General features: G+C 62.3%; 9 protein-coding genes, 1 tRNA gene and 2 pseudogenes. 9 read left to right on the forward strand and 3 right to left on the reverse strand.

Translation table 11 applies throughout. From position 1 onward, the window contains the following. The first annotated feature begins 264 nt into the window (after nt 1-264). The 9 genes and pseudogenes from QX124_RS11695 to QX124_RS11735 all read left to right on the forward strand — a co-directional run. Nucleotides 265-5,775, forward strand: coding sequence for a hypothetical protein (locus QX124_RS11695; RefSeq protein ID WP_315797237.1), 5,511 nt, complete (start codon nt 265-267; stop codon nt 5,773-5,775). An 818-nt stretch (nt 5,776-6,593) separates the two neighbouring features. Next, on the forward strand, nt 6,594-9,500 hold the full coding sequence (locus QX124_RS11700) for a helix-turn-helix transcriptional regulator (RefSeq protein ID WP_315797238.1): 2,907 nt from the start codon (nt 6,594-6,596) through the stop codon (nt 9,498-9,500). 257 nt (nt 9,501-9,757) lie between these two features. Then, nucleotides 9,758-10,471, forward strand: coding sequence for a GntR family transcriptional regulator (locus tag QX124_RS11705; RefSeq protein WP_315735411.1), 714 nt, complete (start codon nt 9,758-9,760; stop codon nt 10,469-10,471). A gap of 162 nt (nt 10,472-10,633) precedes the next feature. Next, entirely contained in the window at nt 10,634-12,493 is a 1,860-nt protein-coding gene (locus QX124_RS11710) for an ATP-binding protein (protein WP_315797239.1), read from the forward strand. An 18-nt stretch (nt 12,494-12,511) separates the two neighbouring features. Beyond that, entirely contained in the window at nt 12,512-13,870 is a 1,359-nt protein-coding gene (locus QX124_RS11715) for a sigma-54 dependent transcriptional regulator (protein WP_315797240.1), read from the forward strand. Nucleotides 13,871-14,152: 282 nt separating this feature from the next. Further along, nucleotides 14,153-15,430, forward strand: a complete 1,278-nt coding sequence (locus QX124_RS11720) for an MFS transporter (protein WP_315797349.1) — start codon at nt 14,153-14,155, stop codon at nt 15,428-15,430. A 12-nt stretch (nt 15,431-15,442) separates the two neighbouring features. Continuing rightward, nucleotides 15,443-16,222, forward strand: a complete 780-nt coding sequence (locus QX124_RS11725; RefSeq protein ID WP_315797241.1) for a GntR family transcriptional regulator — start codon at nt 15,443-15,445, stop codon at nt 16,220-16,222. A 325-nt stretch (nt 16,223-16,547) separates the two neighbouring features. Next, nucleotides 16,548-16,883: pseudogene (gene tnpA, locus QX124_RS31855) on the forward strand (IS66-like element accessory protein TnpA); the annotation flags it as partial. Between the two features lie 114 nt (nt 16,884-16,997). Continuing rightward, a pseudogene (locus QX124_RS11735) lies at nt 16,998-17,711 on the forward strand (transposase); the annotation flags it as partial. Between the two features lie 205 nt (nt 17,712-17,916). On the opposite strand, the gene QX124_RS11740 reads toward QX124_RS11735, so the two are convergent. The 3 genes from QX124_RS11740 to QX124_RS11750 form a co-directional block, all read right to left on the reverse strand. Next, nucleotides 17,917-17,993, reverse strand: a tRNA-Arg gene (locus QX124_RS11740). 140 nt (nt 17,994-18,133) lie between these two features. Then, nucleotides 18,134-18,538, reverse strand: coding sequence for a YccF domain-containing protein (locus QX124_RS11745; protein ID WP_315797242.1), 405 nt, complete (start codon nt 18,536-18,538; stop codon nt 18,134-18,136). 145 nt (nt 18,539-18,683) lie between these two features. Continuing rightward, a complete protein-coding gene (locus QX124_RS11750; protein ID WP_315797243.1) occupies nt 18,684-21,785 on the reverse strand; it encodes an EAL domain-containing protein in 3,102 nt (1,033 codons plus the stop codon). Nucleotides 21,786-21,967 lie beyond the last annotated feature (182 nt).

Consider the following 21,967-nt stretch of genomic DNA (forward strand, 5'->3'; position numbering starts at 1 on the left):
ATTTTCACAATATATTTCGGATCGGCCGCCGGCTGATGTCCTAAACTGTCGTTCGGACATGATCGCCGAGCGGGCTGCATGGCTGACGAACTGCGTCTGCCAGAGCAGAGCCGCCGCCGCTAACGGGGAGACGCACGAATGCGGATAGATGACGCAGGTGGCTCGGTTGTCGCCAGTCCTCCTCCTCCGCCGCCGCCCCCACCCCCACCCCCGCCTCCTCCCCCGCCACCGCCGCGGCCGAAGTCCGCGGCATCGTCGTCGGGCATGCTCGATCGCAATTCGGCGCGCAGCGTTGGATCATCATCGACCGCACCTTCGCCGCTCTTTCAGCCCCTTCGACCTTTCATAGGTCCGGTTCTGCAGCCGACGCCTGTGTTGCTTGGCCCGCCTGCTCCGCCGAAAGCGGCGGCAACATGTCCGGGAGTTCCCGCCCCGGCGCCGGCGGCGCCGGTCCCGGACGCAGTTTCGCAGGCAAAATCTGTTCAGACAAAAGCGCAGACCACTCTCGACGGTGATGCTGGAAAGCTGCATAAACTGCAGACCGAACTGAATGATGCACAGGGAACGAAGGCTCCGATCGGGTACGGTCGCGGCGCGGGCGCCGCGGTGGCTGCGCATCAAGCCCATATCAGCGATCTGAAGAAGCAGGTTGCGGCCGCTCAGCAGCAAGTCACCGCCGACCAGGCGGTGTTGAGTTCGGCCAAGAGCAATCTGAGTGCCGCACAACGCATCGACGCCGCCGCAGCGAACTACAAGCCGGCACCGCCGCCGGTCACCGTGAAAGATCCGGTCGCGCGGAAAGTTGTCCCGCTCGTCGACGCGGCCTCGGCCCAGGTTTCCGCGGGAAAGGCCAAGGTCACCGCCGATACGGCTGCTCTCGAACAGACCAAATCGCAGCTCGGCCGTCTGGACACCGAGATGGATCGGGGGATCAGCGCCGGAACATTGCACCGTCTGTCGTTGCTGAATCAGCAGCAGGATGCGCAGCAACACAAGCTGGCGACGGACCAGCGCAAGCTTGATGCCGCGAGCGCCGACCTTGCGGCAGGGAAAAGCGTCGTCTACGGGCAGCAGGCCGCGGCGGACAAGAAAGAGCTCGAGAGCGCTTCCACAGCGCTGAAGAAAGCCGGTGTCACGATCGACCAGAACGACAATCCGACCCAGGCGAATTTGACGCCATCGCAGCTGCGCGCCTATGACGACTTCACCGTCGCGCGGAGCAAGCTCAACGCCGATGTCGGCATGGTCGCGCAGGGCAAGGCCCAGCTCCAGTATTATGCTTCGAATTCCGAGAAATACGGGACGGTTGCGAAGGATGCCCAGGATCGGGTGAACGACGCTCTGCATCCATTGGGGTACACCATACGTGCAACGCGCGGCAGCGATCCGCAGCAGGCATCGCTCGATCTCAAGCTCGCGAACGGGAACGCTGATTACCAGAATGCAGGCTGGGCCGCAGCTCAGCACCGGGTGGCATTTGCGGCGGCAGCGCAGACCGATCTTGAGGCAGCGCAGGACTCCGATCTTGCCAAATTGTCCCCGCAAGCCCGGCAGACCGCTACCACGGCGAAGATCGAATACGATCAGGCAAGCGCCTATCAGAACAAAGTCGGGACCGACCTCGCCCTGATCAAGGGCCACCAGGCCGTCTCGGATGCGCAGGCCGCCTATATCAAGAATCCGACGGCCGCCACGGAGCTCAAGCTGAACCAAGCGCAGCATCAGTTGCGCGAGCTCTCGACAATGTCCGACATTGCGACGGCGGGCTTCAAGTCGGCAACCGGGCTTGCCTACGCCGACCAGCGCAATACGACATTGGCTAATCTGGAGCAGACCTATAGCCATGTTCCCTTGCCCTCAAACTCGCCGGTGTTGCAGCAGATAGCGCAGGCAAGAACTGACGCGGCATCGGCCGGCCTGATCACGAAAGAGCTGGCTGCAACGACCAACAGGCTTGTTCAGGATTATCGTGTCACACAGAGCGAGGCGGCGGTCGCAACCGCGCGGCAGTCCGCCAACACTGATTCGGTACAAGCTGGCAATGTACAGGCTGTGGGTTTCACCAAAGCGAGCAGCGCCCTGACGACGGCTCAGCAATCGCTTCAATATGCAAAGCTTCAACAGAAGCTGGCTCAATATCAGCTGCTGGACTCCCAGTTTCGGCTGACATTGCCGCAAAATCTACTTGATCCGCAAACGGTCTCTGACCAGAGCGCGCTCTCGCATGCGTACAATACATTCTTTGCGCAGCATCCGGGTGCCTTGAGCGATGGCGCGGTCGCTGAGCAGCTTGCGAGCCTCAAAGACGCGAACGCGCGAGTGGATATCGGTCAAGGGCTACATGAGCTGCAGGATGCCATCGACAGGGAAGACAAAGCGCTCGGCAACCGCAGCCTTCTGCAGAAGGGCGGCGATTGGGTCGGGGGGCTGTTCGGTGCCAACCGGTCTGAGCTCGAGTCGGATCTGCAGGACAAGAAAGAGGCGCTCACGGCCCTGCAGAAAAATCAGGGAGGGATGACTGCCCAGGAGGTCAACGGCGAGTATCTGAACATCATGGGTAATCTGGCCACCCAGAATGACCGGATGTTCGAGAACGAGCGCAAGACCGACGCCAATTGGTCGAGTGCACAGGAAGTCGTGCGCGACGTCGCGATCGCCGCGGCTGCGACCGCGGTTACGATGGCCACGGCCGGAGCCGGCGCGCCGGTATTGGCCGCCCTTGCGGCGGGCACATTGGTGGGAACGGGAACGGCCGAAGCCATCGACACGGCCCAGAATGCAGCAACTGTGTTCGGTGGCGGCGACATTCACAGCGATCCTCACATCTCACTCGACGCAGCGCTGACCAACAACTTCTTCAAGGGTGGCGGCAGCTGGGATGAGGTGAAGCAGGCGGGCGTTGATGCGACCGTATCGGGCGTGCAATCCCTCGGCGCAGCAGGGGGGGCGTTGACGGGCGGAGCCACGGAGGCCTTCCTTACGCGCGGCCTCGACCAGGCTGCAAGCTCGGTCGTCTCGAAGCTCGCAACCGGATCAACGGTCATGGTTGCCAATCAGGGGGTGATGGGTCTCGGCAACGTGGCGGGGACGTATGTCGAGTCCCAATATCAGCTCTCGGAGGGACGGCTCACGCAGGATGAAGCCCAGGCGCAGATGAAGGATGCGTTCTCCGGATACTTCAAGAATCTCGCGGTGGCCGGCGTGACGGGAGGTCTGACGAAGTTTGTCGATGGCAAGGTCGCCGTGCGGACCGCAAGCGCGGCACGGCCGAATGGCCTCGTGTCGAACCCGCTTTATCAGACGGCCTCCCAATTGGGCGCGAATACCATGTTGACTGCCGGCCCCGGGCTCCTTTCCGGCAAGGCGCCGACCGCCCAAGACTATCTGTCCATCGGTCTCAATACGGTTTCCGGTGTGGCTTCTCATCACTATCAGCAGAGCAGATCCCGCACCGTGGCCGAAACGGGCCTTGCCGGTCAGCCCGCCGCGTTCGACGCGGGAAGGAAGGTGTTTGACGCCTATCAGAGTCAGGCGAGCGGGACATCGCCGAATGGCATCCGGCTGCAGGCCATGGATCCCGCCGCTTTCGCCCGTGCATATCAAAAAGCCGGCGGCCAGCATGATCCGGTGGCGGTCGATGCTTTCAGCATCTCATCGGATCAGGGGCATCGCGTCTATGTACGGACCGATAGATTGAGCCCGGACGTGGTCGCACACGAGGCGGTGCATGCACTGACCTCGGAGTCGTTCAAGAAGCTCGCAAGCACGTTGGTCATTGATTCAAGCCGGCCGCATTCGAACTTGAATGAAGGTGTGACCGAGCTTCTCGCCTCGCAGGTCGTGCCGCGCCGCGGCACATCGGCCTATGCGACGGAGGCAAAGATCGCGGAGGCCATTCGCGACCGGATGGGGGAGACCGACTTCCATAAGGCGGTTTTCGGAGGCGATCCAGCGGCACTCGCATCGTTCCGGCAGACCGCTTTGGCGTTGCACGAAAGACCTGTCAGCGAAGACTCGGCTGCAAATTGGGCCCTAGCCGCCTCGACGGCAGCCCAGCCCGCGGGTGGTGGCGGCGGCAAGCCGCCCGCGAGCGGCGGTGGTGCGGTCTCTCCGGCCTCGCCCCCGCCGGCCTCGAGCGGCTTGACTCTTGTGCTCAGCCCGAAGGCATTCGAACGATTTCAGGACCGGGTCGCTCTCCAACCCTCCAAATACGGCAGTAGCGCCGACAGGTATATCTACGTTGTGGAAACACGAGGAAACAAGCCAAGCCGACCGTTCGCCATGAACGACGCAAACATCAAACGACGAGGAGTGATCGGAGCAACAGACCGCTTTGTTGACTGGGGCGGAAGTCCGCCGCAATCAGCCAAGACATACAGCCGACGCTACGATCTACCGAAAAAGGATTTTCGTGTCGTGGTCACGGATCAGCCCTACACGGGAGTGGGCGATCGACAAGTGGCACCGCGCAGGTCAGGCCTCCGACAGGCTCTGCCCGTTGCTGCAGGAGTGGCCTCCGATGCGGTTGCCCTTGCAGCAGCCGCGCGGTTCGGATCTCTAGGCATGCTGGCGGCCTGGAACGCCACAGTTCGTGGACCGCTGAACATCGTTCAGCTCAAGCCGAAATTGGCTGCCAAGTTGAGAATACCCGAAAAAGCAGCCCCGTATTTGCGAACCGCAACAGGTGTGAGCTTCATTGCCAACGGCATGGCAAACGACATCGTCAGTGTGACGAGCGGCCACCTGCTGAGCTTCCAATATGGTGGAGCAGCTGTCATCGGCTCCGCGCAAATCGTCTTGGGAGCGCGGAGCTATTTCAGTGGCTATGGCGCGCTTAGATCGCGTGGAGCTACCGATACGGTCCGGTCAACCGACACCAGTCTGAGCGAAATCGCGGACAGGAATAACGTACCGGACGAGGTGATCGGACGCGTCAATGCGAGAGATCCCGCGCATCCGCTTAAACTAATTAATCCAGATAAGTCGATCTCCATCAAGAGCAACGATGAGCAGCTCACTTTCCGCCAGATCGCCAGAAAGGAAAATAAGTCCGTCAGGAAGGTGCTCGAGGATGTCGGGCGTCGCGAGAAACTGGCAATTCCCGGGCGATTCACGTCTAAGGGGAGGCAGATCACCGCTCGGATCAAATCAGGCGAGGACCTGGATGCCTTTGCAGCGAGAAATGGCTCCTCCGCGCGGGCGATCATCAAGGCGCACCGGGATCGGATTCCAAGCACGTATACAAGCAATCCCGATTCGCATGCAGTTTGGACCGGCGCGGGGTTGAGGATTCCCGGGTCGTTTGACAACTCGCGAGGCCTATCTTGGACAGGAATTGCCTGGCGAACCGGCCGTTCTGCGCAGCAGTTGAAGTCCCTTAATGGGGCGGCCAGCGGAACCAACAGCAGAGAGACGGCTCCCGAAATCGTACATATCCCTCCAGCATCTTCCTGGGACACGACTCGACTGTCTCGCCGCATGCAGATAACCGGAAGTGCCGGTTTGATTGCTGGCAATGTTACTGAGCTTGTCTACGATATTCACGGTAATATCGGGGCTATCCCAGGCGCGGTCGGCGTCGCGGTTGGATCCGGCTTATCGATCTACGCGATGCTGCGCCGCAGAGCTCCGGCGAACTATCAAGTAGTAACGTCTGTTTCCTTCTCGCTGAAGGGGCTCAATCGCGCTTGGCCCGCTTTCGGGCACGTCAGCGATGTCGTTGTGACCTTCGTCAAGGATAAAGGGCTGGAAGGACTGAGTTGGTTACAGAGGTGACGGATCCCATGCGTCTCCTCTCTGCAGGGACGCCGAGTGGCGGGACGTCGTGGCGACAACGCGCCCTCGGCAACATTGACATACGCCGAGCACCCTCGGCCTAAGTGACCTCAAGCCGGCGACCCCGACGTCGGTGCAGACGCACGAGCAATTCGTCTGGCGCGCTCGAAGCGCGACGATTCGCGTATATGGTTCTGTAATGGGAGAGATACGCAGTCCGCCCGGAGCGCCCAGCCCCGGCGGCTGGCAGGTTTCAATCGACCACACCTTCCCGGCGACCGCAGTACGTCGACGTGTGCCGCGCAGGGGAGCGACGCCCTCGTAAGATTGCTTTAGCCGACTCTCACCAAGCGTGGCAGTCGTATCCTCCCGGCAACCTTTCGGAACTTCACTTTGACAACAACAGCCATGATCGCATCTGCAGGCGAGGGCGCTAAATCTCGCCACAAACGCGAGACGCGAAGCAGGCATCGTCAAGAAAGCGACTCAATGATGGTTCGAACCTCAGTTGAGTCGATTTATTGAAAATCGTAAGGGTTGTGGGCCTTCGGAGCAGGCAATCATTGGCTGAAGTTGACATGGAGATCGTCATCGATCTCGATCCTTCGACTCTCGCTGGTCGCCATTGCGCGACAGTCTTCGCGAGATGAGCCCAATGTGCGCAGCGCAACATTGATTTGCCGCTTGGTATTATCGTGCCGAGCTGATATTTTCTCAACGCAATCTTAAGTTTCGTGGGCGGTTGAATCGCACAGGCGGCAGTGCGTCTTGCCGCAGCCATGAAAAGAGTATCGTGTAGGTTGGCTATTGGTTAGCGCATGAGGGATAGCGGTGTTCCGCTTATAGGAAGGGACCAGGAGTCGAACCGGCTTCGCGGGCTTCTCCCGGACAAGAATGGACGCGCTGTTGGTGCGGTCCTAGTAGGAGAGGCTGGAATTGGCAAGAGCCGTCTGGTCGAGGCACTGGCCCAAACTGCGAAGCAGCGCGGCTTCTGTGTGGCGAGGGGGGCCGCCTACGAGATGGCCGAACCTCTGCCATATGGATTGTTTGCCGACACGTTCTCCCAATGGGCTCGCGAGCAGCCGACACTCCTCAACCATGCTCGCAATGACATGATTCGGCCGCTGTCTCGCGTGGTGCCGGCGTTCGCGGCCGCTGCGGATCTTCCTGCTCTCAAAGGACTCTCCGGACCGGACGAGCGGTTTCGACTGTTCGAATCCGCGGTTCATCTGCTTCATGCGGTTGCAGTCGAGTCTCCACTACTGCTCGTGCTCGAGGACCTGCACTGGGCCGATCGCGAATCCTGGTCGATGTTGCTGCATTGCTTACGCTCGACGCGATCTCTGCCGCTGCTGACCGTCATCACTCTCCGTCCCGACGAGACCGGCGGCGAGCCTCTGGAACTCAATGCGCTGATGCGCGAGAGCGAGCTTCATCGGATCGCGGTTCGCTCGCTCGAGCCGGCGGACACGATGCGCATGCTGGAGTCATTGGCAGACGAGCGGCTGCCTGCATCGCTTGCCACGGCAATTCACCGTGAGACTGGCGGCAATCCGTTCTATGTGCGCCAGCTCTTCAACCACCTTGTCGAAGAGGGAAAGCTTGCTGGGCGCCAGGGCCAATGGCCCGCCGATCTCGTGAACAACGGTATCGGCATCCCGGCCGGACTGCGTCCGTTGCTGTCGCGACGGTTCGCGCGGCTCTCGGGGCCGACCTTGGGAATGCTGCGGATCGCTGCGATATTTCCCGAAGGGTTCGATCTCGGCCGATTGCAGCTTCTGATATCGGATTCCGAAGAGACGATTCTGGACCATATCGACGAGGCGATGAGGGCTGGGGTACTCGTCGTTCGCGGTGATGGCTACGTCTTTGCGCATGCGTTGTTGCGGCGCGCCTTGTACGACCAGCTGAACCCCGATCGGAGAGCGATTTTGCATCGACGCGCGGCGACGCGTCTCGCTGAGCTCGATGCCGATCCTGGAGAGATTGCGCATCAGTATCACGCTTCGCAGCGCATCCCGGGTGCTGAAATCGGCGAGGTCTTCGCACTGAACGCAGCCGAGCGCGCGCGAGCGAACTATATCAGCGAGCACGAAGCTGTATTCCTTCGGATCGCTTGCGATCTCGCAGGCGATGCTGTCTCGGACGAGATGCTCCGTGATCTCGCGCTTGCGCAGGCTGCATCACTCGACGTCGAAGCCGCCGATGCGACGACGCGCTTTCTGTTCAGCCGACGCTGGGAGCGGCGGCCATCATGGACCATGAGTTTCCTGGTGGCGATTGTCCGCAGGCTGCGGGACGCCGGCGCTCCCGCTGAGATGTGGCAGCCTCTGGTGGAGCGCGGACTGCAAGCCTGCGATGATCGCCGAGATTTGCACTGGGCTCGATTGGAGGTGCTCCGACAGGACTGGCGGTGCCGATGGAATGACGGGACGTTTGAGGCGATCTACCACGCGCCGGATCCGCGTGCGCTCGATCTCGTTCGTCAGCTTGGAGACGAAGAGGATCGTGCCTCGGCGCTCGACCTGTATGCTCCGCGATCCATCGAACAGACAGAGCAGGTGCAACGTTGGGCCGCCGAATGGCAGAATCCGGCGGCCATCATCCGGGCTCGAGAGGTCGTGACCCATGATTGGATCTATCGGCATGGGCAACTCGCCATGGGGGTCGAAACTGCGCACGACCTGTTGCGGGATGCCAAGTGTTTCGGGTCGCTTCCTGGTCGGATCGAGGCTTTAACCTCTCTCGCGATTGCCGAGGCGAGCCTGGGTCATTTGGCAAGCTCAGACGCGGCGCTGCGCGACGCGCGTGCGCTGGCTGTCCGATTGGGACCGTGGCACCGCTTGCATCTTGCCCTGGAGCTTTCCGCGGTCGCATGGCGTGCCTATTTGTATGGTGGCGACTGGCCGGCGATTGGCCGAGTCGCTTCGCGTGCGCTGCAGATCGTCAAGGATCATCCGGTGCGCCTTGGACAAATCGTGCTTGGCTTCGCCGCTCTGACTGAAGCATTCTTGCCTGGCGAAAACGAATATGACGTTCGCATTGAGGCGCTGCTCCGATCCTTGGAGAACACGAATTCCGACAGACAGCTGTCGGATGATGCCCTTGGGCTCGGAGTCTGTGCCGCTTGGCAGCGTGAGGACGTCAAGCGTGCGCGCCGGTTCGAAGCGTTGGTCCGCGCTCCAAAACACGGGAACACGATCGGTGCAGCCGGTGAATGCCGTGAATTCATCCTCGGACGCCTCGCGGCCCTTCAGGATCACACGGTTGCGGCACGCACACACTTCGCAAAGGCCCGCGGCGATCTTGACCGGGCAGGCCAAGTCTGCCTCCGAGCGCTCGTCGATCTTGATGAGGCGACCGTTGCGGGAACCTCAGGGGACAAGCCGTCATCGCGTGCGCTGCTACAGCGGGGACGCGAGCAGTTCGTAGCACTCGGCATGCGAAGCTGGCAGGAGCGCGTTGATCGAGCACGGATAGAGGGAGTCGAGGTGGAGTCACGCAACTTATACGCGCGAGGTCCTGATGATCTCTCACCACGAGAAATGGAGATCCTCAGCAAGCTCGCTGCCGGCAGCCGCTCCAAGGCCATTGCCGCGGAACTACGCCTCAGTGTGCCGACCGTCAATCGGCACATTGCGAACATATATATGAAGATCGGCGTGAGCTCGCGCGCCGCAGCAACCGCTTACGCGATGAGACACCGTCTCAGCATGCTCCAGTGAAGCAGTACACATCGATTGCATAGTTTTTATGATGGTGACGGCTGCAATGAGTGCGTAAGCTTACGGTGTATAAAAAATGAAAGTCATGGGTGGACAACGAGTAGCAGGGCAAGGAGTCGACGTCGGGCGTCGTCGAATCCCTTCGTGCGTGCTCGTCGGCGCTGTCGGAGCATTCCGGGGACGAGTCAGACGCCTCTCGGGAGCTACGTCTGCGGCCGGCAAGTTGCGTCGCCCAGGGTGGTTCAAGGGGACGTGGCATGCGTGATACCGACGGGGATATCAGCAAGGTAGACACCGCTTACACTAAGCTCAAGGACCTCGTCATCCATTATGATCTGGTCCCTGACGGCAAGGTCCGGGTGCTTCCGGGAGAGCATCTGCATATTGACGATCTGGCGGATCGCGTCAATGCGAGCGCCACGCCTGTGCGCCAAGCGCTGGAGCGCCTACAAGGCGAGGGGCTGATCGACAGCATCGCGAAGCGAGGCTTCTTCTCCAAGGTTCCGAACGCGTCCGAGCTGCAGGATCTGTATGAATTTGCCCGGCTGGTTCTTGAGCACAATATTACGAGGCCACTCGATCCGTCCTCGGTTGCGCGTCTCGGCCGGGGTTTGATGAAAGTGGAAGCCGTTGCAGTGGGCCACTCGGCAACGAAGTGCGTCAAGCATCATGCGATGACCATCGAGAGCGTCTTCGAGCAGATCACGCAGCTGTCGCGAAACGGGCAGATGCTGAGAATGATGCGGAACTTCAATGATCGCAGCCGGTATGTCCGATGCCTCTCGATCTTGCAAAGCCCGGATCACGGCGCGCAGGTACGAGAATGTCTCGAGCTGATCGAATTGCTCCGCGATCAAGATCCGAAAGGTGCAAGCGCTAAATTGGAAACGCACATGTGTCGGATGATCGTCGATCTGCCCGAGCTCATCAGGGACGCTAGGTCACGCTGGACGATGGCCGCGGCCATATAGATCTCGTTTGACGTTTGATTGTAATGCCCATGGGTACATCGACCTTCGACCTGTGAGAGGGTCCAAGACCCCGGTTGCGAGTGAAGCTCTGGATCCGGCATGCGCGGGGAGAATTCGCGGGGCGACCGAAGCCAAAATCAGGCCCATCATTTGAGCCCTGGCGTGAGCGAGAGGGTGGCGATGTCGGCGTGGTTTTCGAGCCGACTAGGCTTGCCGGGTGGGCTCTCAAGGGCTTGGCCGGCTATCGCCGCAATTGCTGTCCTGGCGATCGTGGGAGTCGCGCTGCTGTCCTACCGATTGGCCCTGAGCGCTGGCCTCGCGCAGATGAGCCGCGACTCCGACGATCGGCTTACGTTGATCGCCAGCACGTTCGATGCAACCGTTGCCCGCTTCCGATATCTGCCCACGGTTCTTTCACTCGCCGATCCGGTGCGCCGGCTGTTCCGGACACCGGGCGATGGGGCAGTTGTCGAAGCTGCCAACCGTTATCTTAAGTCGCTAAATCAGGCCGCGGGATCGGCCGAGCTCTACGTGCTGGACACGGCCGGGGTGACGCTGGCAGCAAGCAACTATGATGGAGCAAAGAGCTTCGTCGGGCATGCGTACGACTTTCGCCCCTATTTCCAGAGCGCAATCCGTGACGGGGAAGGGCAGCTCTATGCCGTTGGGGTGACGACCGGCTTGCCTGGCTACTTCTTGTCGCAACGGATCACCGAAGGCGAGCTTACGATCGGGGTCGCCGTCGTGAAGATCGATTTGACGCCGCTGGAAGCCGATTGGGTCAGGGCCGGTGATCTGGTGGCCATGGAAGATGAAGGAGGCGTGCTCATCCTGGCCAGCCGCGCGCAGTGGAAATATCATCCGTTGCGAAGGCTACCCTCGACCGCGGTCGCGCGTCTGAACGCGTCCCGGCAGTTCGGCGACACGATCGAGAATGCTCCGATCCTCGGTTCGTCGGCCGAATCGGGCGAGGTATCGGTCGAACTGGGCGACGACGATGGCGTCCACGAATATGCGCTGCGTGCGCGGCCTCTGCCGGCGCATGGATGGCAGCTGCTCATTTTTTCGGACATCGGGGAGGCTCGTCGGCATGCAATGACCATCGCGGTCACGGCCGGTTTTGCCGTTCTCACGGTACAGCTGCTTGGGCTTGTCGCTCATCAATGGCGGCAATCGATGAAAGCCAAGGGCGAAGCTAACGAGCTGCTGGAACGAAGTGTTGCGGAGCGCACGATGGAGCTGCGCGAAGCCAATCGTCAACTGACAAGTGAAGTCCTGGAACGGACGCGCACCGAGCAGGAATTGCGACAAACCCACGAGAGCCTGGTGCAGAGTGCGAAGCTTGCCAGTCTTGGACAAGCCCTGGCGGGAGTGGCGCATGAAATCAACCAGCCACTCGCGGCGCTCACCACTTACATCGCAAGCAGCCGAGTCTTGTTGCAACGCAACGAGATCGAACGAACGGCCCTGAACCTCGACCTGATGTCATCCATAGCCGAGCGAATGATGGCATTGATCGGTCACTTGCGCATGTTTGCCCGCAAGGAGACCGGTGCAACCAGCAGAGTCGATGTCGGTGTGACACTCGGCAATGCGATGCGGCTCCTGCAGTACCGGATCAGAAATGAAGGTATCGAGGTTGTCTTGGACTTGCCCGCGGAGCCGGCTCACGTTGAGGCGAATCCGATCCGTCTCGAGCAGGTCTTCGTCAACCTGCTCTCGAACGCGGTCCAGTCGATGCGTGATCGCCCGCGCCGAGTTCTCAGCGGTTGCATCCGGCGTGCGGAGAGCACGGTTACGATCGAGGTCGCAGACACCGGGAGCGGAATCTCCGCGGATCACATGAAATCGCTGTTCGATCCGTTCTTCACCACCAAGGAAATCGGCGAAGGGCTCGGCCTCGGCCTTTCAATCAGCTATGGGATCGTGAGGGAGCTCGGAGGCACGATTTCGGTTGAGAGTGAACTGCAAATCGGAAGCCGGTTTCGGGTGACCTTGCCGACGCCGCCCGAGCCGGCCTAGACTTATCGGGGTGTGTGGATGAGCAAATCGATTCTTGTCGTTGACGACGAGGAGATCGTTCGCAGCTCGATCAGACAATGGCTGGAGCTGGGCGGCTTCGAAGCGCGCACAGCCCGAAATGCTGACGAGGCGCTGTCGATGCTTCAGGCCGAGCTGCCTGACGTGGTACTGACCGACTTCCGGATGCCGCATCGATCCGGCATCGAACTCATGCGCGACGTGCAGCGAATCGATCCCGACATTCCGGTCGTCCTGCTCACTGCTCACGGCGACGTTGCCCTCGCGGTTGCGGCCATGCGCGAGGGCGTCTACGACTTTTTGCAGAAACCTGCCAACCCGGATCATATGTCTGCCGTGCTGGCACGGGCGGCAGAACAATCAGGATTGAAGCGTCAACTCAGGCATCTCACGAGCCGGCTCGGCGCCGAAGGTGAGCTGGAGCGACGTCTCCTCGGGACATCGCCCGCGATGGCCACGCTGCGAAAGTCCGTTGGCGAGCTCGCCGAGCACGACCGGGATGTGATCCTCTTCGGCGAGAGCGGCACGGGAAAGGAGGTCGTCGCTCGCGCACTGCATGACCTCGGTCCGCGGGCACGAGCTCCATTCGTTGCGGTGAATTGCGCGGCTATACCCGCCGAGCTGTTCGAGAGCGAGTTGCTGGGTCACGAGGCGGGCGCGTTCACTGGTGCACGCGGGGCTCGCATCGGGAAGTTCGAACATGCCAGCGGCGGAACTCTCCTGCTCGATGAAATTGAAAGCATGCCACACGCGTTCCAGGTCAAGATCCTACGCGTTCTGCAGGAGCGCGTGGTCGAGCGGGTGGGATCGAACCGGCTGATCCCGGTCGACGTCCGTGTGATCGCGGCCGCGAAAGCCGATCTCGCCGCGGACAGCCGCAGCGGCCGCTTTCGGGCCGATCTCTACTTCCGCCTGGCAGCGGCTGAGATCCGTCTCCCGCCGTTGCGCGAACGGGGCAACGACGTGCTGCTGCTATTCCAGCATTTTGCCGGGGAAGCTGCCCGGCGCAGCGGCCGTGACCTGACGCCACTCGGAGCCGAGGATTTCGATGCACTGCTGACCCATGACTGGCCTGGCAATGTTAGAGAACTGAAGAACGTGGCTGAACGCTACGCGCTCGGCTTGGCCGCAACGGGTCGCCGCGTCGCGGAAATTCTGCGGCGAGCCCAGGGAGCGGGCGCAAGGCGCTCGCTCTCTGAGCGTGTCGCAGCTTATGAGCGCATGCTGATCGAGGCGTCTTTGCTGGAGCACAACTGGTCGGTTGTAGCGGTTATGGAAAGTCTCGGCGTGCCACGGCGGACGCTCAACGAAAAAATGGCAAGGTACGGCTTGCTGCGACCCAGCCGAACCTCCTGCTAGGCACGAGGCGGATTCCCGCTCACGCTCCGACACGGATCGGCGGAATTCCGCTTAGCGCGGCAAGCCCGTTTCACGCGAGGCGCATGCAACCATCTGAGATGGCTTTGTTTGGCGGCGCGATCGGCGGCCGCCGCCGGCTGGCACGCGGGTTGCTCAGGCATGAGCACGATTGGCCTTAGAGCCTAAGAAAACGTGCACTCGGAGGACGCCATGAAGTTTGAGCGAGCTATCAGCCCCACCCTCGTTGCGGCCGCCGATGAAGCACGCCGTGACGGCCTTGGGATGGGTCGCCGCTTGCGCGCGATCTTCGTCGGCTCGATCGGAAATCTGGTGGAATGGTATGACTTCTACGCCTATGCCGCGTTTGCGTTGTATTTCGCCAAATCGTTCTTTCCTGAGGGCGACGAGGTCGTGCAGCAGTTGAACGCCGCGCTGCTGTTTGCCGCCGGCTTTCTTGTCCGCCCACTCGGAGGCTGGCTATTCGGCCATTTTGCAGATCATCATGGCCGCCGTAATGCCTTGACCTTGTCGGTCTTGATGATGTGCTTCGGCTCGCTGATCATCGCCGTGACGCCCACCTATGCGTCAATCGGCTTTGCGGCGCCGGTCCTGCTTGGTTTCGCGCGAATCGTGCAGGGAATTAGCCTAGGCGGTGAATATGGCGCCAGCGCAACTTACCTGAGCGAGGTCGCGGACGAAAAGAACCGCGGATTCTATTCCAGCTTCCAATATGTGACGTTGATTGGCGGCCAGCTCTGCGCGATCGTCGTTCTCTTGGTCCTGCAGAAGGTGCTTCTGACGGAGGAGCAGCTTCGTGGATGGGGCTGGCGTACTCCGTTCGTCATCGGCGCGCTGCTGGCCGTCGTGGCCGCCGTCATGCGCCGCAACCTGCACGAAACGGATGTATTCACCCGCGCGAAGTCGGCAAGACAGGGGAGTTCGCTGCGCGCGCTGGGTCAGTTCCGACGCGAAGTCTTGCTTGTTGTTGGACTAACAATGGGGGGGACTGCGGCCTTCTACACCTATACCACCTACATGCAGAAATACCTGAAGCTCTCCGTCAAGCTGACCGATGATCAAACGACCATGGTCACGGCCTGTAGCCTGATCTTCGCAATGGTGCTGCAGCCGCTCTATGGCGCCCTTTCCGATCGCATCGGACGCAAATGGCTGTTGATCGGGTTCGGACTGGGCGGAACTCTGTTCACGATTCCGCTTCTGAACACGCTGCAGGGAGTCCACGACCCGTTCACCGCATTCCTCCTGATCGCGGCGGCGTGGTTGATCGTATCCGGCTATACCTCGATCAATGCGGTGGTCAAGGCCGAACTGTTCCCAACTGCAATTCGAGCAACGGGCGTAGCGCTGCCATATGCATTGACCGTTTCGATCTTCGGCGGCACGGCAGAGTCGATCGCGCTTTGGTTCAAGTCGATCGGTCACGAAAGCTGGTTCTATTTCTACCTCACCGGCTGCATTGCGACCTCTCTCGTCGTCTATCTCACCATGCGCGACACCCGGCGGCACTCGGCGATCGATCGTGAGCAGAAAGCGCGATGAGCGACGCGTCGCATGAGCGCGCGACGCGCCGCGCAGCCTTCGGCTCAAGCCCGCCGGATCAGCAATCCTCGCGCAGCAGGTATCGATATGGACAGCGAATTCAATCGAGTCGATGTTGCCTACGCCCGAATCAAGGAATTGGTCACACACTACGAGTTGACGTCGGAGTCGAAGATCATTTTGCCAGGCGAGCACCTGCGCATCGAACAGCTTGCTGATTATGTCAGGGCGAGCGCGACACCGGTGAGACAAGCTCTCGAGCGTCTTCATGGCGAGGGGCTGATTGATATCGTTCCGAAGCGAGGCTTCTTCTCGAGGGTCCCGGACGCAGCGGAGCTGCAGGACCTCTATGAGTTTGCTCGGCTGGTGCTCGCGCATAATCTCAGGAAGGCTTTGGAGCCATCGTCGGCCGTACGCTTTGGCCGAAGCGCGATGAGAATGGCGGCGCTTCCGCCCGCGAATTCGGCAAGGAATCGCGCCAAGCATTATGCTGCCGCTATCGAGGGGGTGTTCGAGCAGATCGCGCAGATATCGAGGAACGAGGAGATGCTGCGAATGATAAAAAACTTCAACGACCGCAGCCGGTATATTCGATGCCTCGTCATCTCCCGAGACGCCGATCCGGACTCCGAGCTCCGTGACTGTCTTGATATCGCGGACGGCGTCCGCAGCCAGAACGCCGCGCGCGCGTGCGCACGCCTGGAAGCCCACATGCACCGAACGACTGCAAATTTGCCAGAATTGATACGGGAAGCCAGATCTCGCTGGGCCATTGCCGCCGCTGCAGGCTGAACCATCCCACCTAATGGTCTCGCACTCACGGCGCCCGCGAAGTTCGATGGTCGATCGTTGCCATCGATCGAGCTGGTGGGTCGTTTGCGTTCGTGTGGACTGGCAAACTAGTCTTTAGCTGCAGTCTCGTGCCGACCTAACTCGACGTTTGCGGACGTGTGCAGCCGACCGCAAGGAGCCACTCCTGATAGTTGCGCTCGAACCGTTCACGGTCGGCGAGCAGCGGCCGCGGTTTTCCGCGAGCAAGGTAAGCCCCCGGCGACGGCCGCCTTGCGTCGGAGCTGACGCTTGTTGAAGCCATAGGACTAGTCCTGGAGCCAGTCCTATGGCTAAAGCGGAAGTGGAAGTGATCACGTCGGAGCGGCGACGGCGGCATTGGTCGCGGGCCGATAAGGAGCGTGTCGTTGCTGCAGCGTTAGAACCGGGAGCGACGATCCTGGAGGTGGCGCGAGCGTTCGGGGTGCATTCCAGCCAGGTGTTTCGCTGGCGCCAGCAGCTATGCGGCAAGGAGGCTGCCGCGCCGGGTTTCGCCGCCTTGACGATCGCAGCCGATCCTCACGCGGCGGCAGCTCCAACGCAGGGGCTGATCGAAGTAGAGCTCGGGGCGGAGGCCAAGATCCGGATCAGCGGCGCGGCGGATGTCGCGACGGTGACCGCGGTGATCGCGGCGCTCCAGGCGGTTCGCGATGACGATCCCGATCCCCTCCGGCACCCGGGTCTGGCTTGCGACAGGCCATACCGACATGCGCAAGGGCTTCGACGGTCTGGCGCTCAGTGGAAGGTGATCCAGCATGTACGGGAGAAGTTCTCCTGCCGCGCCTGCGAGGCGATCACGCAGCCGCCGGCGCCGTTCCATCCGATCTCGCGCGGACGCGCGGGACCGCGCCTGTTGGCGCACATCCTGTTCGCCAAATACGGGCTGCACGGCTGCGCGCAAGCCGGGCCCGATCATTGAGGTCGGCTGCTGGGCGCATGCACGGCGCAAGTTCTTTGAGATCGCACGGCTGAAGAAGGCGCCGATCGCGATCGAAGCGATCGCGAAGATCGACGCGCTGTTTGCGATCGAACGCGAGATCAACGGTCTACCGGCCCACGAACGCAAAGCCGTGCGCGACGCACGCAGCTGCCCACTCGTCGACGAGCTCCACGGCTTCCTGCGCGAACGCCGTACCAAGCTGTCCGGCAAGAGCGAGACCGCAAAAGCAATCGACTACAGCTTCAAGCGCTGGGAGGTGTTCACAATACGGCCGAGCGCGAGCTGCGCGCCGTGGCCCTCGGCCGCAAGAATTGGACCTTCGCCGGCTCCGACGAAGGCGGCCGCCGCGCTGCCGCCATCTACACGCTGATCCAGACCGCCAAGCTCAACAACGTCGACCCGCAGGCTTGGCTCGCCGACGTCCTCGCCAAGCTACCCGATCATCCGGCCAGCAAGCTCGCCGATCTGCTTCCCTGGAGCTGGCAGGCCGCCCAGACATCGGCCGCCGCCTGATCGAGCCGCTCCAGACCGTCCAGAGCAGTCGCTCGGCCCGTGGCCTTCACCGGACGCCCACGCAATTCAAGCACATCACTTGGCTTCTGACGACCAAATCCAATCGGGGCGAAGGCGCCTTTGGCGCTGAACGCAAAATACGGTCAGTAGCTGCGGGGGATGTGTCGCGGGCTCTTCCCGACTTCCGAGAGAGCTATTGATTGAGTGGCGCACCCGACACGATTCGAACGTGTGACCTTTGCCTTCGGAGGGCAACGCTCTATCCAGCTGAGCTACGGGTGCGTACGGCAAATCGTTTAGCCGATTGCCCCGGCGACGGCAACGGCCTTGGATGCTCCCGGACCGGGCGGACGGCCGCTCGCGCCGCGAGGCACGCGGGCAGTTCGGCGGGGGGCGCGGCCGGCCCGCTCCCGCCGACCGCCCTACGCCGGCACGATGGTCTTGCCGATCGGCCACAAGGCGAGCCCGGCGAGCTTCAGATGGGCCCAGGCGAAGGGCAGGCCGATGATGCTCACCGCGAGCACGATTGCGGTCAGGAGGTGGCCGAGCGCCAGCCACCAGCCGGCCAGCACGAGCCAGATGATGTTGCCGAGCAGGCCGAGAACGCCGGTTCCGACGTCCTCCATGCCGGTGAGCTCGTCGCGGCGGACCGCGCGCGAGCCGAACGGCAGCAGCGTATAGGCGGCGATGTTGAAGGCGGCGCGGGACCAGGGCAGGCCGACGATCGTGATCGCCATCACGACCGCGGCGACCAGCCAGCCAAACGCCATGTAGGCGCCGCCGCACAGGATCCAGAGGATGTTCAGAAGCAAGGAAACCGGCTGCATGACGACCTGCCAACTCCGTTGTTGCCGCTCCGGATATAGGAACGCCGCGCCGAGGCCGGTAGCGGGCCGGTCGTCGAAATCTGCGTGGCCTCGCGCCGCAGCCACGGCCGGGGCGGCCGGGCGTGGACCGTGCCGTCGAGCCGGCTCAGCCGGCGACCTGCAGGCCCCCTGCCGCCGCCTCCAGGGCAAACAGCTTGCGCAGCTCGGCCGCCGGCTTCGGGGCGCTGAACAGATAGCCCTGCATTTCGGTGCAGCCGAGCTGGCGCAGCGCCGTCTGCTGCGCCCCGGTCTCGACGCCTTCGGCCGTAGTCGTCATGTTGCTGGCGGCGGCGATGCTCACCACCGCCTGGACGATCGCCGACGAGCTGCCGGCGCCGATGTCGCTGACGAAGCAGCGGTCGATCTTGATCTTGTCGAACGGGAACCGCTTCAGATAGCTCAGCGACGAATAGCCGGTGCCGAAATCGTCGAGCGCGATGCGCACGCCCATGTCGTGCAACTGGTGCAGGATGCCGAGCGCGGCGTCGTCGTCGCTGATCAGCACCGCCTCGGTGATCTCGATCTCGAGCCGTTCGGGTGCAAGGCCGGCCGCCGACAGCGCGCCTGCGATCCGCAGCGCCAGGGTCGGCGATTTGAGCTGCACGGGCGAGACGTTCACGGCGATGCGGATGTCGGCGGGCCAATGCGCGGCCTCGGCGCAGGCGGTGCGTAACACCCAGTCGCCGATCTCGTTGATGAGCCCGGTGTCCTCGGCGAGCGGAATGAAGTCGAGCGGCGGCACCATCCCCCGCTCCGGATGACGCCAGCGCAACAGCGCCTCGCAGCCGGTCATGACGTTCTCGCTGAAGCCGAGCAGCGGCTGGTAGTGCAGCTCGAATTGGCCTTCTGTGATCGCCCGGCGCAGGTCCTGCTGCAACTGCAGCCGCGCGCGCGCGTTTTCATCCATCGCCGGCTCGAAGAAACGGAAAGTGCGGCGGCCGCCGGCCTTGGCGGCATACATTGCGAGGTCGGCATTCTTGGTCAGCTGGTCGCGCTCGACGCCGTCCTGGGGCGCCAGCGCGATGCCGATGCTGGCGTCGGTCGACAATTGGTGGCCCAGGCATTTATAGGGCTCGCGGATCGCGTCGAGGATCTCCTTCACGGCCACGATGACCTCGTCCCGGTCCGCAACGGTGGTCAGCAGCACCGCGAATTCATCGCCGCCGAGCCGGGCCACCATATCCTCCGGCGCGAGGCAGCTTTCGATGCGGCGCGCGATCGTCTTCAACAGCTCGTCGCCGACATGATGGCCGAGCGAATCGTTGATGCCCTTGAACTCGTCGACATCGATGTAGAGCAGCGCGAAGAAGGTGCCGTGGCGCACGCGTTCCAGTTCCTCGTCGATGCGCTCCTGGAACAGCACCCGGTTCGGCAGCTCGGTCAACGCATCGAAATGTGCGAGATGGGCGATCTTCTCGTCGGCGAGCCGCCGCTCCGTGGTGTCCTCGATCACGTTGATCAGATAGCGCGGCCGCTGCGCATCATCCGCGACGGCGATGCGCCGCGATGTGATGTAGCGCAAGCCCAGCCCCGGACTCTGCCAGGGATGTTCGGCGAGAAACAGCCCGTCCGACTGCTCCAGAGCCCGGTCGTCGTCCGCCGTCACCTTTTCCGCGACCGGTCGCGGCAGCAGGTCGAACGCCGTCTTGCCGACGATCTCGTCGCGTGGCACGCCGAAGCGCTGCTCGGTCGACTGGTTGACCAGCACGTAGCGGCGGTCGCGGACGTCCTTGACCATGATGTGTGACGGGATGTGGTCGATGATCTCGCGCAGGAATGCGTAGTTGCGGTCGCGCTCCTGCTCGATCCTGCGATGCTCGCTGATGTCCTCGATCGTCGTGACCCATCCGCCCGACGCCAGCGGCTTGTCGATGATGTTGAAGAAGCGTCCGGCTCCGCCCTCCGCGATCATCTGCGAGGTGCCGCCTGCTGCGGCTCTGTCGATGATGTCGGCGCAGAAGTCGGTCACGTCGCCGTTGAAGGATCCGCGCGCCTTGCAGTGCGCGATGACCTCGCTGAGGTGGGCACCGGGCCTGATCGCGTCTCTGGACAGGCCGAGCAGGTCGATGAAGCGCTGATTGAACATCACGACGCATGCGTTCGCGTCGAACGAGATCAGCCCCTGCGTCATGTTGTCCAGCGCAGTCTCGACCCGTTGCTTCTCGGTCTCCAGTTGACGCGTTGCCGCACGCCCCTGTCGCACGATCTGCCGGATCATCAGGCTGAACGTCAGGGCGATGACCGCGATCGCAAGCATCGCCGCACCTACGAGCAGCACCATCTGCGATCGCCAGTCCGCGAGCGCATCGTCGACCAGCCTATTGGCCGAGATGACGAGCGGGAAGCGCCCGATCCTGGAGGCGGACGCGATCTTCTCCAGGTTGTCGACGGAGCTCGTGAGCAGGGTCGTGCGCAGGCCACTCTCCGCGACCCCCTTCAGCAGCTCGTCGTTCCCGATCCTGGCGCCCATCAGGGATTCGGCGTGCGGGTAGCGCGCCAGCACGGCGCCGTCGGAATGGACCAGCATGATCGACGAGCCCTTCCCGAGAGCCATCGATTCCAGGAACGTCTCGTAGGTGTGCGGATCCACCCGGCGGGTCAGGAGGCCGAGGAATTCCCCGTTCGGGCCGTTCAGGCGATGCGCGACGATGGTCGCCCAGCCGCCGGTGACGCGGCTCATGACCGGCAGGATCACGAAGCTGTCCGGCCGCGATGCCGATTGCAGGTCCTTGAAGTAGGAGCGGTCCGCGACGTTGATGGCCGGCAGCGGGTCGTTGGACGACCAGTTCACGAAATTGCCGTCGACGTCGATGATCGTGAGGTCTCCCATATAGGACAGGCCACTGACCTGAGACCGCAGCATCTCGCTGATCTCGGGTTTTGCCATCTCGGTCCGGAACGCCTCCGGCGAACCGATCGACCCGAGCTGCATGCGGTGGATCGCATGCGACACCGCGGTCTCGGCATCTTCGAACTGCTGCGCGAAATGCCGGCTCAACAGCAGCACGGTATTTTCGAGCTCGCGCTCGTTGTTGGCGATCGCACGTGTCCGAAAGCCGCTGGCCATGACGATCGTCCCGATGACGATCGCTGCGGTCAGAAGCGCGCCGCACGCGATCAGCCATGGCACCGGACCGCGCCAGAGGGACGTGCCAATCCGTTCCGGCTCGCTACCGCCGGTCCCTGACGTGTCTGCTGCGCCCTGCATGCCTTGATCGACCCGGGGAGGAAATGACTTGTTGCAAGCAAGCTTGATAACAAGGCACTGGTGCCGGACCGGTTAGGAAATGCGGTTAGCCGTCGCTTAAGGGCGCGTCGAAACTTCGCGGCAAACGATAATTTCCGCATGCGAATACCGTGCGGCCAAAGCTGCGGCGGCGCCGCAGCGCG

This window comes from Bradyrhizobium sp. SZCCHNRI3043 (genome assembly GCF_032377735.1).
In the GTDB taxonomy this organism is placed as follows: domain Bacteria; phylum Pseudomonadota; class Alphaproteobacteria; order Rhizobiales; family Xanthobacteraceae; genus Bradyrhizobium.

Coding starts and splice junctions, on each gene's coding strand:
- QX124_RS11695 (WP_315797237.1), top strand. CDS start 265: ATGCTCGATCGCAATTCGGCGCGCAGCGTTGGATCATCATCGACCGCA.
- QX124_RS11700 (WP_315797238.1), top strand. CDS start 6,594: ATGAGGGATAGCGGTGTTCCGCTTATAGGAAGGGACCAGGAGTCGAAC.
- QX124_RS11705 (WP_315735411.1), top strand. CDS start 9,758: ATGCGTGATACCGACGGGGATATCAGCAAGGTAGACACCGCTTACACT.
- QX124_RS11715 (WP_315797240.1), top strand. CDS start 12,512: ATGAGCAAATCGATTCTTGTCGTTGACGACGAGGAGATCGTTCGCAGC.
- QX124_RS11720 (WP_315797349.1), top strand. CDS start 14,153: ATGGGTCGCCGCTTGCGCGCGATCTTCGTCGGCTCGATCGGAAATCTG.
- QX124_RS11725 (WP_315797241.1), top strand. CDS start 15,443: ATGAGCGCGCGACGCGCCGCGCAGCCTTCGGCTCAAGCCCGCCGGATC.
- QX124_RS11745 (WP_315797242.1), bottom strand. CDS start 18,538: ATGCAGCCGGTTTCCTTGCTTCTGAACATCCTCTGGATCCTGTGCGGC.
- QX124_RS11750 (WP_315797243.1), bottom strand. CDS start 21,785: ATGCAGGGCGCAGCAGACACGTCAGGGACCGGCGGTAGCGAGCCGGAA.